At 55.0% G+C, this 12,886-nt stretch carries 11 protein-coding genes; all 11 read left to right on the plus strand.

Going from position 1 to position 12,886, the window contains the following annotated elements:
- Positions 1–667 precede the first annotated feature (667 nt).
- A complete protein-coding gene (locus tag BMZ14_RS15285; RefSeq protein ID WP_218145005.1) occupies positions 668–913 on the plus strand; it encodes a hypothetical protein in 246 nt (81 codons plus the stop codon).
- Between the two features lie 517 nt (positions 914–1,430).
- On the plus strand, positions 1,431–1,874 hold the full coding sequence (gene mraZ / locus BMZ14_RS09045) for a division/cell wall cluster transcriptional repressor MraZ (protein ID WP_074796900.1): 444 nt from the start codon (positions 1,431–1,433) through the stop codon (positions 1,872–1,874).
- A 19-nt stretch (positions 1,875–1,893) separates the two neighbouring features.
- On the plus strand, positions 1,894–2,829 hold the full coding sequence (rsmH, locus tag BMZ14_RS09050; RefSeq protein WP_256208538.1) for a 16S rRNA (cytosine(1402)-N(4))-methyltransferase RsmH: 936 nt from the start codon (positions 1,894–1,896) through the stop codon (positions 2,827–2,829).
- Positions 2,830–2,872: 43 nt separating this feature from the next.
- Positions 2,873–3,178 (plus strand): cell division protein FtsL, encoded by a 306-nt coding sequence (ftsL, locus tag BMZ14_RS09055; protein ID WP_074796903.1) that lies wholly within the window; start codon positions 2,873–2,875, stop codon positions 3,176–3,178.
- Positions 3,175–4,959 carry a peptidoglycan D,D-transpeptidase FtsI family protein gene (locus BMZ14_RS09060; protein WP_074796904.1) on the plus strand — a complete coding sequence of 595 codons (1,785 nt, stop codon included), beginning with the start codon at positions 3,175–3,177 and terminating at the stop codon, positions 4,957–4,959. Before ftsL ends, BMZ14_RS09060 begins: the two co-directional genes overlap by 4 nt.
- Entirely contained in the window at positions 4,956–6,515 is a 1,560-nt protein-coding gene (locus tag BMZ14_RS09065) for a UDP-N-acetylmuramoyl-L-alanyl-D-glutamate--2,6-diaminopimelate ligase (protein ID WP_074796906.1), read from the plus strand. The genes BMZ14_RS09060 and BMZ14_RS09065 overlap by 4 nt, the downstream gene beginning before the upstream one ends.
- On the plus strand, positions 6,512–7,927 hold the full coding sequence (locus tag BMZ14_RS09070) for a UDP-N-acetylmuramoyl-tripeptide--D-alanyl-D-alanine ligase (protein WP_074796908.1): 1,416 nt from the start codon (positions 6,512–6,514) through the stop codon (positions 7,925–7,927). The genes BMZ14_RS09065 and BMZ14_RS09070 overlap by 4 nt, the downstream gene beginning before the upstream one ends.
- A gap of 90 nt (positions 7,928–8,017) precedes the next feature.
- On the plus strand, positions 8,018–9,103 hold the full coding sequence (mraY, locus tag BMZ14_RS09075) for a phospho-N-acetylmuramoyl-pentapeptide-transferase (protein ID WP_074796910.1): 1,086 nt from the start codon (positions 8,018–8,020) through the stop codon (positions 9,101–9,103).
- Between the two features lie 14 nt (positions 9,104–9,117).
- Complete coding sequence (murD, locus tag BMZ14_RS09080) at positions 9,118–10,578, plus strand: UDP-N-acetylmuramoyl-L-alanine--D-glutamate ligase (RefSeq protein ID WP_074797063.1); 1,461 nt, start codon at positions 9,118–9,120, stop codon at positions 10,576–10,578.
- Positions 10,578–11,741, plus strand: coding sequence for a putative lipid II flippase FtsW (gene ftsW, locus BMZ14_RS09085; RefSeq protein WP_074796912.1), 1,164 nt, complete (start codon positions 10,578–10,580; stop codon positions 11,739–11,741). The genes murD and ftsW overlap by 1 nt, the downstream gene beginning before the upstream one ends.
- Positions 11,731–12,849, plus strand: coding sequence for an undecaprenyldiphospho-muramoylpentapeptide beta-N-acetylglucosaminyltransferase (gene murG, locus BMZ14_RS09090; protein WP_177186951.1), 1,119 nt, complete (start codon positions 11,731–11,733; stop codon positions 12,847–12,849). The genes ftsW and murG overlap by 11 nt, the downstream gene beginning before the upstream one ends.
- The last annotated feature ends 37 nt before the right edge of the window (positions 12,850–12,886 follow it).

Genomic DNA, 12,886 nt, shown 5'->3' on the forward strand with positions numbered 1-12,886 from the left:
ACTCGCTTTTCCATCGTTTAACGAGTGCCTGAGCATTTACACCCGTTCAGTAATGACTCGTTTATATCTTTGCATTTGGGCAGGGGCGAAACCGTACGCTGTCGCACATAGCCGTCCTTCACGGGACAGCGCCGCCAATTTCGCCCCCTGTTTCCATTTTTTAACTCGGAACAACAACTTTTGGGTCTGCAGAAATCCTGATACTGCTCTTATGTGATATGGCGTACAGAAAATAAGCGCCAGGAAGGGAAGAATTGATAACAGACAGCAGCTACGGCGTGCTTATTTGATTTTGATTGATTAAACCCGTTTAAGGAAATGCCATGAACAATATAATCTGGTGGGTAGGCTTCATAGTTATCCTTCTTGCTGTTTTGAGTTTTCTCGGATTGCGCTAGAGTCAACCCTGCGGCTCGAGACCAGATCCTCAAACTGATGTAGATGGATCAGTCCTGCGCCTGATCGGCGTTTTCCACCCGAGCATAACGAAACCTGGCAGGAACGAAAGTATCCGGACAGGAAGCAGGGCGAAGCATCTACCGCCACTACTGACGTTAACCACGTTGTTAACCCTGACACAAAAACCGTTCGTCACGGTCGGGCAGGAGGAAATTAACAGCAAAATCCGGACTTGGCTGTTTTTCCCGTGGTGGAGAGGGCTATACGCATGATTAGCACATGCCGGGGTCTGCTATTGATCATCGACCCACGCCCGACCCTTTGCACCCGCGGCTTCATGGGCCGCCTTTTCATCATCCACCGGCTCGGCAAAGGTTTCATACGCAAACGCGCCATCGCTGCCGAGAATGCGGAAACGGCCGTTCCCAAGGCCGGTTGTGTCGTCACGCTTTGGGTGCATATACGTCTTTGCGCGACGACAATCCCACAGCGCCTCTCCAAAGTGGTGAAGTAAGCGGCCCACTTTATGAATGGCGGCGGCGCTGCCGAGCAAATCGTGCAGCCTGCGCCTGTGCAACATCGTCTTCAGTCTGCGAGCGTTTGCCGGATCAAAATTCGCGATGGATGAGGGAAAATCCCGAGAACCTTCAGCAAAAGGGTTCAATATCTGCGTCCGATCAGGCCGAACGGCGCACGTACCGCTTCTCAATTTTCATTTCCTGAAAAGTTTCCCGGGTGAACGACATGCCCAATCTTTCAGTTTCCGGCAACCCTTATTACTCCCATATATCGACGGTGTTTCGCCGCCCTTAATCCGATTTCTTCATATCCCCTTCATCTTCATGGATATTTCGCCTGATCAGACTTCTCCACCGCTTTTGATTTAAATATTCGCTCTATAGTCAGCCCCGTTTGTTCCTTGACTTTGCTATTTTTTTTAACTACAGTGGGAAAAAGTGGGTAAAAGTGGGAGGAAACCTTAACGGTTTCCCTCCGGAAGTAGAAGGGGGCATGTTTCTTAAGGGGCGAAAATGTTTCGCGGTGGCACACCTATTAGCCTGGATAACAAGGGTAGGCTCGCAGTGCCGGCGAAATACCGCGAGGGGCTTGTCTCCCTTTGCGCCGGTCATTTGATTATTACTGCCGACCCTTCAAGGTGCCTGCTGATTTATCCCCAGCCTGCGTGGGAACCTATAGAGCAAAAACTCAACAGTCTTTCCAGCTTTAATCCACAAACGCGCAGTCTCCAACGTCTTCTTGTCGGCAACGCCAGCGACGTGGAAATGGATAGTTCGGGCCGCATTTTGGTGCCGCCGCCCTTGCGCGAATTTGCCGGATTGAGCAAAGAGGTTGTTTTAGTGGGACAGGGCGCAAAATTCGAATTGTGGGACGATGAAAAATGGAATCTGCAAATCGAGAATGCCCTGGCTTTCAAAGACGGTATTCCGGTGGAACTCGACGGTTTTTCGCTGTAATGCTGTGGTTGCCGCTTACATACACACCACGGTTTTGCTGCAGGAGGCGGTGGATGCGCTGGCGGTCAAGCCCGGGGGGACGTACGTGGATGGCACTTTCGGTCGAGGCGGGCATAGCCGCTTGATTCTGGAGCGACTGGGAGAGAGCGGGAGGCTTATAGCGTTCGACAGGGATCCGGCGGCATGGGAGGTCGGGCAAGCTTTCGACGATGCGCGTTTTAGAATGATCCATGATAGTTTTTCGAGGATAAAGGAGGTTTTACGCCAGTTGAACGTAGACCGCGTGGATGGGATATTGCTGGATTTGGGAGTGTCTTCGCCGCAGCTTGAAGACGCGCAGCGTGGTTTCAGTTTCCGGCTGGGAGGGGCGCTCGATATGCGCATGGACACGAGCCAGGGGCAGACAGCAGCGGAATGGATTGCTTCCGTTTCAGAAGCTCACTTGGGAGAGGTGATAAGAAATTATGGCGAAGAGCGGTTTGCTAAGCAGATTGCAAGAGCGATTGTTAAGGCTAGAGCGCGGCAGCCCATCGTCGCAACAGATCAGCTTTCCGCCATCGTGGCAGCGGCCATGCCCGCGCGCGCGCGCGAAAGTAAACAGAATCCGGCGACGCGGACTTTTCAGGCTATCCGGATTTATCTCAATCAGGAGCTTGAGAAGCTGTCGCTGGCATTGCCACAATGCGTGGAAATCCTGAGCTCTGGCGGTCGCCTCGTTGCCATCAGCTTTCACTCGCTGGAGGACCGGATTGTGAAACGTTTCATGCGTGAGTTGTCGAATCCAGACATTTTGCCAAAGGAATTGCCACTGCGGGCAAAGGAAGTGCAGCTTTTAAGCCGCCCCAAATTGCGCCTGGTAGGCAAGGCGATACGCCCGGGCGGAAAGGAGATTGCAGCCAATCCCCGGGCTAGAAGCGCGGTGATGAGGGTTGCTGAACGAATAAACACGACATAAAGGGAAAGAGTCATGGCGGCGTTCCCGGCCTAGAGAGACTGATGTGACCAGGATAAACATTCTGTTGACTTTAATTCTCATCGCCTGCGCGCTGAGTGTTGTGACTTCACAGCACAAGGCGCGCAAGCTTTTTGTAGAGCTGGAAAAAGAACAGGCGCTGGCAAGGCAGCTGGCGGTGGAATGGGGACAATTGCAGCTTGAACAAAGTACATGGGCAATGCACGCGCGCGTTGAAAAGATCGCTACCGGGAAATTACGCATGCGCGTTCCAGAAGCATCGCGCGTGCAGTTCATCCCATTGACGGTCCCTCCCCAAGCCGCAGATTCCGTAGAAGCATCGAAACCATGAAGCCCCGTCATCCTCCACATATCATTCTGTCAGCGTGGCGCTCGCGCCTGCTGGTTGCGCTATTGCTGCTGGGCCTGACGGGACTTGCGGGGCGCGCGGCGTATCTGCAGGGAATGCACAACGGTTTTTTGCAACAGAAGGGCGAGTCGCGTTACAGCCGGATACTGGAAATGAGCGCACATCGGGGAATGATTACGGATCGGCATGGTGAACCGCTTGCGATCAGCACACCTGTCGAATCGGTATGGTCGAGTCCGCAGGACATGAACGCAACACCGGAGCAATTAGGAAAACTGGCAAATTTGATCGGGCTGGACGCTGCGGAAGTCCGTCGTCGTCTCGATGGATCGCATCTCGAGGGGTCAAAGCATGGGCGGCAGCACAACTCGCCGCATGGATCAAAGCGCGATTTTGTTTACCTTAAGCGTCATTTGTCGCCGGATGTCGCCGCCCGGGTAGTCGGGCTCAATATGCCGGGCATATTTCTCAAACGTGAATACCGCCGGTATTATCCGGCCGGGGAATTAACCGCCCATGTGCTTGGCTTTACCGATGTGGACGATAAGGGGCAGGAGGGAATAGAGCTGGCGTGGCAGGATGAACTCGCGGGCAAGCCCGGAAGCCGCCGGGTCATCAAGGATCGCAAAGGACGTGTCGTCGAGGATGTGGAAAGTATCCAGTCGCCGAAGTCCGGAGAGAACATAGCGCTGTCCCTGGATAGTAAAATTCAATACCTGGCTTACCGTGAATTGAGCCAGGCAGTGGAAATCAACAGAGCCAAGGCGGGGGGTATCGTCGTACTCGATGCGCAGACGGGCGAGGTATTGGCGCTCGTCAATCTGCCTACGTACAACCCCAATAACCGGATGAACATGAATGGCGGGCGAGCCCGCAACAGAGCCTTGACCGACGTATTCGAACCGGGTTCGACACTGAAACCATTCACCATCGCGGCGGCGCTTGAATCCGGCGGGGTAAAGCCCGATACCATTTTCGAGACAGCGCCGGGCACGTTCTCCATAGGCAAGGCGACAATACGCGATGCACATGAGGAAGGACAGCTAACGGTTGCGCAGGTGATTCAGAAGTCGAGTAACGTCGGTTCCGCAAAGATTGCCTTGTCGCTGCCGCCGCAAACATTGTGGGAAATGCTGAGCGGCGCCGGGTTTGGCGCCCCGACCGGCTCAGGATTTCCCGGCGAGGTGAGCGGCAAGCTACGTCCCCACCATACCTGGCGCCCAATCGAACAGGCAACCATGTCGTATGGGCACGGCATTGCAGTGAGTCTGCTGCAACTCGCCCGCGCCTACACCTTATTCTCCGGCGAGGGCGAATTGAAACCGGTATCGCTCGTAAAGCTCGAGTCACCTCCCGCAGGCAAGCGCGTATTGTCTCGCGAGACCGCGCTCGCTGTAAGCAGGATGCTGGAAACGGTGGCGCAACCGGGCGGTACCGCTATGCAGGCCCAAGTCAGCGGCTACCGGGTCGCGGGGAAGACGGGTACCGCGCATAAGCTGGAAGGCAATGGTTATGCAAAGAACCGCTATCTATCCACGTTCGTCGGTTACGCGCCGGCTTCCAATCCCAGATTTGTCATTGCGGTAATGCTGGATGAACCCTCCGCCGGCAAATATTTTGGCGGAACGGTGGCGGCTCCGGTATTCAGCAGGGTCATGGCCGGGGTCCTGCGCCTGCGAAATGTCCCAAATGACGCGCCCGTACCCAGTGTAATGTCGTTGACGGCCGCACCAGGGCCAAAGCAAGACAAGGGCGACGTATGAGCTCAAGACCGGGTGTTGGAAACAAAGCGTTTCCGGAACAATCAAAGTCATATTTTGATTTTCGCGCGCTTGATGGTTTGGGTGTCAGAATCACCAATCTTGTGACGGATAGCCGCCTGCTGAAGCCGGGAGACACATTCGTGGCCTATGCAGGCGAAAAGGGTGATGGCCGCCAGTTCATTCCTCAGGCCATTGCAGGGGGGGCAAACGCTGTATTGTGGGAACATGACAGCTTCATATGGAACCCGTCATGGGAAATACCTAATCTGCCGATATCAGGACTGCGCGTAAAGGCGGGCATTATTGCCGACAACGTGTATGACCACCCTTCTCAAAAATTATGGCTCATAGGTATTACAGGAACGAATGGCAAGACCTCCTGCAGTCACTGGATTGCGCAGGCGATGACCGCGTTGAGCAGAAAAGCCGCGATTATCGGCACCCTTGGGACCGGCTTTTACGGAGACCTTGAAGAAAGTGCCAACACGACGCCGGATGCGGTGCTATTGCATCGGAAACTGGCGGGTTTCCTGCAAGCGGGCGCCCGTTGCGTGGCAATGGAAGTATCGTCGCACGGAATAGTCCAGGAGCGTATCAACGGCGCAGCGTTTGCAGTCGCTTTATTCACGAACCTGTCACGGGAACACCTCGATTATCACGGCAGTATGGAAGCGTATGCTGCCGCCAAGGCCCGGCTGTTTCACTGGCCCGGGCTAAAGCATGCTGTACTTAATCTCGATGATCCGTTTGGCGTCCGTTTGCTGAACGATCTTGAAGGAACAGACCAGCGAATAATCGGATACGGATTTGCCGAACCCGCAGTTAAGATCAGCGATTCCGGCAAATTCAAGCTATTGCGCGGGCGCAATCTCAAGGCGGGGCCGCAAGGTCTGGAATTCGATATCGAATTCGAAGCTGCACATTTGAGATTTAAAACGGAAGTCGTGGGAAGCTTCAACGCTTCCAATCTCTTGGCTGTGCTCGCTTCTCTTCTTGCCAGCGGAATCCGCCTCCCGGATGCAGTACGCGCCCTGCAGGGAATACGACCGGTAGCGGGCAGAATGCAGCAGATAGGGGGTGGCGATCAGCCGCTCATCATGGTCGATTACGCCCATACCCCGGATGCCCTGGAAAAAGTGTTGACCACACTGCGAGAGATTCTTCATGCGGATTCAAAAGTGGATACAGGATCGGGCCGATTGATATGCGTATTCGGGTGTGGGGGCGAGCGTGACGCCGGCAAGCGTCCATTGATGGGCGGAGTTGCGACACGACTGGCTGATGAAGTCATTATCACCAATGACAATCCCAGGACCGAGAACCCGGACATCATTATTAGTGAAATCTCGGCGGGGGCAACTGCCGATTTTCATATCGAGAAAGACAGGGCCGCTGCTATTCGCCGTGCAATCAATGACGCCCGGAAAGGTGATGTCGTATTGATCGCGGGGAAAGGGCATGAGGCGTATCAGGAAATAAACGGGGGAAAGATACCGTTCAGCGACAGTGAAGTCGCTACACGGTTACTGATGGAGAGAGTGCCGGTACGGACATGATGACTGTGCAGGAAGCAGCCCGTGCTCTGCACGGTGATTGGTCCGGTGAAGACGCGTATTTTACCGGCGTCGGTACGGATAGCCGTTCGGTGAGGCAAGGCGATCTATTCGTCGCTCTCACGGGACCGGCTTTCGATGGCCATGATTTTATTGCCGAGGTAGCGGAAAAAGGCGCGGCAGCGGCGATGGTTCACCGGGATGCGGGAGCTAAAATTCGGGAATCGGGAATCCCCCTCATACGGGTCGAAAATACGAGGTTGGCATTGGGACAGCTGGCAGCGCACTGGCGCGGCAGGTTCAGCATGCCGGTGGTCGCGGTGACCGGCAGTAACGGCAAGACCACGGTAAAGGAAATGATCGCTTCTATTTTGCGTTGTGTTGCCGGGCAGGCGGAACCCTTGAAGGGGCACTTGAGCGGGTCAGATAAGGTGCTGGCGACGGAAGGTAATCTCAACAACGATATCGGTGTTCCCCTGATGCTTTTGCGGTTGCGCGAATGGCATCGCTACGTGGTGATGGAGATGGGCATGAATCATGCCGGCGAGATCTCGTACTTGACAGGGCTGGTAAAGCCGGATGTTGCACTGATCACCAATGCAGGAGAGGCGCACGTTGAGGGGCTGGGTTCCGTGGAAGCGGTCGCTCGCGCCAAAGGGGAAGTTTTTGAGGGACTGGGTCAACATGGGGTAGCCGTGATCAATGCGGATGATCCTCATGCGCCGCTGTGGCGCAGGCTTGCCGGTGACAGGAAGGTGGTGGATTTTGGTCTTGAGGGCGAGCCCGCAGTGGGTGCACGCTATCAGCCCGGCGTTTTGGACAGCAGGGTTACACTGAATCTGCCCGATGGCGTTGAGGAGGTGAAGCTACAGGTGCCCGGTGAACATAATGTACGAAACGCGCTCGCGGCGGCGGCGGCAGGAGTGGCCCTGGGTATTGGCGCAAAAGCAATAGTATCGGGATTGACCGCATTTCGAGGCGTGAAGGGACGCTTGCAGAAGAAACGTGGACTGCATGACGCCGCATTGATAGACGACAGTTACAACGCGAACCCGGATTCCGTCAGAGCCGCACTGGCCGTGCTGGCAAAAGCGGAAGGTAAAAAAATTTTCGTCTTTGGCGATATGGGTGAGCTGGGTAGCGGTGCCAGGGATTTTCACGAACGTGTCGGGACCGAGGCTCGCGCTGCCGGGATTGACAGATTATTGGCTTTGGGAAAATTGAGCGCATACACCGTGGAAAAATTCGGTAGCGGTGCGCGGCATTTCAAGAACATCCAGGATTTGCTCACTGAAGTGGAAAGCCTGCTGGGACGCGATGTGACGCTGCTCGTAAAGGGTTCGCGCTTCATGCAAATGGAGCGGGTAGTCAGGCATATTGAATTACCAGGGACTGATAAGACTGATGAGCCATGAATTTTTGATTATTGCGGAAGTCATGAACAAGCCGATAAAGTTCTCCTGTTTACAGGCCCCGAAGAACGAAGTCTTTTGCCGGCGGCACACATGTTGCTAGAGCTTGCCCAATGGCTTGCAAAGGATATTCGCCTATTCAATGTATTCAATTACATTACGTTGCGTACTGTTCTGGCGGCGCTTACCTCCCTTGGGATCTCATTCATAGTGGGTCCCGCCATGATACGCAAGCTCACCGCCTACAAAATCGGACAATCCGTGCGCGATGACGGACCACAAACGCATCTTGTCAAAGCGGGCACGCCAACGATGGGTGGCGCACTGATACTGGTATCCGTTGCTGTTTCCACGCTACTTTGGGCGGACTTGAGCAATCGCTACGTCTGGGTTGTGCTTGTTACCACCATGGGTTTCGGCATGATCGGCTGGGTGGATGATTACCGGAAGGTGGTGTATCGCAATCCGAAGGGGCTCTCCGCCAGGGCAAAACTCTTCTGGCAGTCTGCGATCGCGATCCTGGTGGCGCTATATCTTTTTTTAACGGCCGAGTTGCCGGCCCAGACGATCATGATCGTTCCATTCTTCAAGCATGTCGCGATACCGCTGGGACTAGCCGGGTTTGTGGCGCTTACCTATTTTGTCATAGTGGGCACCAGCAACGCGGTGAATCTGACCGATGGCCTTGATGGCCTTGCCATCATGCCGACAGTGATGATCAGCAGTGCCCTGGCCATTTTCGCCTACGTGGCGGGACATGCGGTATTCGCAAAATACCTCGGGATTCCTCATATTCCCCATGCAGGTGAGCTCGCCGTTTTCTGTGGCGCGCTGGCGGGCGCCGGGCTCGCTTTTCTCTGGTTCAACGCCTACCCGGCGGAAGTATTCATGGGCGATGTCGGGGCGCTTGCCCTTGGGGCCGCGCTCGGGATCGTGACAGTGATTGTACGCCAGGAGATTGTACTGCTCATCATGGGCGGCGTGTTCGTGGTGGAAACCTTGTCCGTGATGTTGCAAGTGGCTTCGTTCAAGCTGGTTGGTAAACGAATTTTTCGGATGGCGCCGCTGCATCATCATTACGAACTGAAAGGCTGGAAGGAAAACCAGGTAGTGGTGCGGTTCTGGATTATTACCATGATGCTGGTGCTGTTTGGATTGTCGACCTTGAAGTTGAGATGAACTCCAAAGCCATGATGAACTTGCAGGGCAAAACGGTATTAGTACTCGGAATAGGCGAAACCGGGCTCTCGATGGCCAAGTGGCTCTCGCGCAGGGGAGCAAACGTGCGCGCTGCGGACAGCCGTACAGCCCCACCTTGCCTGGAGGACCTGAAACAGGCCCTGCCTCATGCCCGCATTGCCATTGGTCCATTTGCGGCCGACATTTTCGCCGATATCGACCTTATTGCTATCAGTCCCGGCGTAACACTGGCTGAGCGATTCGTGCAGACGGCGTTGAAGGATGGTGTTCCCGTGGTGGGGGACATGGAACTCTTTGCGTGGGCAATCGCACAAGCGGGCATTCAAAGGCCCGCAATATTGGGCGTTACAGGTTCGAACGGCAAAACAACGGTCACGGCCATGGCGGGGGCAATGCTGAAAGAAGCCGGCTGGGATGTGGAGGTGGCGGGCAACATCGGCCCAGCCGTGCTGAATGCACTGGTGCGGCGTGAAGATTCGGGAAAATTGCCCCAGGCATGGGTATTGGAAGTTTCCAGTTTTCAGTTGGAGACTACACATAATCTGAACCCGGACGGGGCGGCAGTGTTGAATTTGAGTGAAGATCATTTCGACCGCTACGACGGGATGCGGGATTATGCCGCAGCGAAAGCCCGGTTATTTCTCCGTGGGGTCAGCGCCAGCGGCGGCAATGATGGAGGAGGAGTGCAGATATTGAATCGTGATGATCATATCGTTCGCGGAATGGCGTTGACGGGCAGAAAACAGATGACTTTCGGTCTGGATTTGCCGATGGGTGATAGCGATTTCGGTCTGTTGCATGAAGGTAAGAATATCTGGCTGGTGCAAGGAAACACGCGTTTGATGAAAACCAGCGAACTGGTTGTCAGCGGCTTGCACAATGCGGCGAATGCTCTGGCTGCGCTGGCGCTGTGCCGTGCGATTGCTTTGCCGTTTGAACCATTACTGCAGGCCTTGCGTAGATTCCAGGGCTTGCCGCACCGGATGGAGAAGATTGCAACCATTGGCGGTGTCACTTTTTATGACGACTCGAAAGGTACCAACGTGGGAGCAACGGTCGCGGCCCTGACCGGCATGCAGCCACGCGTGGTCTTAATAGCGGGCGGGGATGGCAAAGGACAGGATTTTGTGCCTCTGGCTGGGCCGGTGGCGGAACATGCGCGCGCTGTAGTGCTGATCGGACGGGATGCAGGAAGAATCGCGGCTGCGATCAGGCATTGCGGCGTGCCACTGCACCATGCCCCGACAATGGAAGAGGCGGTGCAAAAAAGTTTTGCGCTGGCACATGCTGGTGACGCGGTACTGATGTCACCAGCATGTGCAAGCCTGGATATGTTCAGGAATTATGCGCATCGTGCAGAAGTATTTGTAGCGGCGGTAAGGCAAATCCAGGGTGGCGGGATCATGTCGGCAAACGCAGACCTGATCAGCCTGCCTAAGAGGGTGATCCACTGATGACTTACCAGCACGATATCGGAGCCCAGCAAGCCCTGCCGCATTTTGACCAGTCTTTGATCTGGTCCGCGATACTGCTGCTGAGTCTGGGGTTGGTGATGGTTTACTCCGCTTCCATCTCTATTGCCGAGGCGGGACAGGGCACCAATGGTTACCCGGCCTTTTTTTTTGTTCGGCATGGAATTAACCTGGGGCTGGGTTTGCTGGCGGGCTTGATCGCATTTCAGGTACCGATGCGGTTGTGGCAGAAGTATTCATTCCATCTGTTCTTTCTTGGCGTATTCCTGCTGGTGCTGGTGCTGATTCCCGGCATAGGCCACGAGGTCAACGGCAGCCAGCGCTGGATTCCATTGATTGTCGCAAATTTTCAACCATCGGAATTCATGAAGCTGTGCATGGTCCTTTACGCCGCCAACTATACAGTCCGCAAGACGGCTTATCTGGGAAGTTTTCGCAAAGGTTTCCTTCCCATGCTGATCGTCATGCTCATGGTAGGTGTGCTGTTGCTTCTTGAGCCCGACTTCGGCTCGTTCGTCGTCATCACCGTCATCACAATGGCGATCCTGTTTTTAGGAGGAGTGAACCTGAAGCTATTCGCGGGATTGATCGGTTTCCTGGCGATCAGCCTGCTGGCGTTGATCTGGGTCGAACCTTATCGCATGCAGCGTTTCCTGGGATTCATGGATCCGTGGGATGATCCTTATGGAAAAGGATATCAGTTGAGCCACGCCCTGATTGCGTTCGGGCGTGGCGAGTGGCTGGGTGTGGGCCTAGGCGGTAGCGTGGAAAAGCTTTTTTACCTGCCTGAAGCGCATACGGATTTTCTGCTTGCGGTGATCGCGGAAGAGCTTGGTTTCGTTGGCGTCCTGACAGTTGTGTCACTGTTCGCATGCCTGGTGATACGAGCCTTTATCATCGGCCGGCAGGCAGCGATAAGGGAGCGGCATTTCGCCGCACTTGTTGCACAAGGGATAGGCGTATGGCTGGGCTTGCAGGCATTTATCAACATGGGTGTGAATATGGGGGTGCTGCCGACAAAGGGATTAACGTTGCCTCTGATGAGCTTTGGCGGCAGCAGCCTCGTCGCCAGCTGTATTACGCTAGCCGTGCTGCTGCGTATAGATTGGGAAAACCGGCAGCTGATGAAAGGTTATGCGTTATGAAATCTGCCGAAAATCGGATATCGGGATATCGAACTTGATTCGCACCATACTCATTATGGCGGGCGGAACCGGCGGGCACGTGTTTCCCGGACTTGCGGTCGCGGAATATATGAAGACTGCCGGGTGGCGGGTAGTGTGGTTGGGCACCGAAGGAGGAATGGAGACGGAACTCGTGCCCCGGCGAGGGCATGATCTGGAAGTCATTCGATTTTCCGGTTTGCGCGGGAAGAGTATTCGAGCATGGGCACTGTTGCCGCTGCGGCTTTTACTGGCGCTATGGCAAAGCGCCAAAGTGATAATGAAGGTGCGTCCTGACGTCGTGCTGGGCATGGGTGGTTATCCGGCATTTCCAGGCGGCACAATGGCTTCGTTGCTGAACAAGCCGTTGTTGATACACGAACAGAATTCAATTCCGGGTCTGGCCAACAGGATACTGGCGAAGCTTGCTGACAAGGTACTGCTGGGATTTCCCGATGCAATCAGGAGCAATAAGCAGGTACTGTTTTCCGGCAACCCTGTGCGCAGTGAAATCAGCCAATTGGCGCCGCCGGAAGAAAGGTATGCCAACCGGAGTGGAGCATTGAAGCTGCTCGTAATTGGCGGGAGCCTGGGAGCGCAAGCACTGAATACCACTGTCCCGCAGGCGCTGAAACGGATACCGGAAAATTTACGTCCGCGCGTGACCCATCAGGCAGGGAAGAGGCATTTGGATGCGCTGCGTAAAAATTACGCCGAAGCGCAGGTGGAAGGCAATCTGCTCACCTTCATCGACGACATGGCAGGGCATTATGCCGATTGCGATCTCGTGATCTGCCGTGCGGGGGCGCTGACCATCGCCGAACTCAGCGCAGCCGGGGTAGCCTGCATTCTCGTGCCTTATCCGTATGCGGTCGACGATCATCAGACATGCAACGCGAGATTTCTCAGTGACAGGCATGCGGCGGTATTGCTGCCGCAAAATGAATTGACTCCGCAACGGCTGGCGGAACTACTGGTGGGCTTCAACCGGGAACAGCTGCTGGAAATGGCAATGAAGGCCCGCGAACGAGCGAAACCGGATGCGACCCGGCTGGTGGCGGAAGCATGCATGGAAATGATAAAAACATAAAAAGGAATGCGGCGGGAATGAATAGCACTACGGTTCT

The sequence above is a fragment of the Nitrosospira briensis genome, from assembly GCF_900115125.1.
Lineage (GTDB): Bacteria > Pseudomonadota > Gammaproteobacteria > Burkholderiales > Nitrosomonadaceae > Nitrosospira > Nitrosospira briensis_A.

Coding starts and splice junctions, on each gene's coding strand:
- BMZ14_RS15285 (WP_218145005.1), top strand. CDS start 668: ATGATTAGCACATGCCGGGGTCTGCTATTGATCATCGACCCACGCCCG.
- mraZ (WP_074796900.1), top strand. CDS start 1,431: ATGTTTCGCGGTGGCACACCTATTAGCCTGGATAACAAGGGTAGGCTC.
- BMZ14_RS09060 (WP_074796904.1), top strand. CDS start 3,175: ATGAAGCCCCGTCATCCTCCACATATCATTCTGTCAGCGTGGCGCTCG.
- BMZ14_RS09065 (WP_074796906.1), top strand. CDS start 4,956: ATGAGCTCAAGACCGGGTGTTGGAAACAAAGCGTTTCCGGAACAATCA.
- BMZ14_RS09070 (WP_074796908.1), top strand. CDS start 6,512: ATGATGACTGTGCAGGAAGCAGCCCGTGCTCTGCACGGTGATTGGTCC.
- mraY (WP_074796910.1), top strand. CDS start 8,018: ATGTTGCTAGAGCTTGCCCAATGGCTTGCAAAGGATATTCGCCTATTC.
- murD (WP_074797063.1), top strand. CDS start 9,118: ATGAACTTGCAGGGCAAAACGGTATTAGTACTCGGAATAGGCGAAACC.
- ftsW (WP_074796912.1), top strand. CDS start 10,578: ATGACTTACCAGCACGATATCGGAGCCCAGCAAGCCCTGCCGCATTTT.
- murG (WP_177186951.1), top strand. CDS start 11,731: ATGCGTTATGAAATCTGCCGAAAATCGGATATCGGGATATCGAACTTG.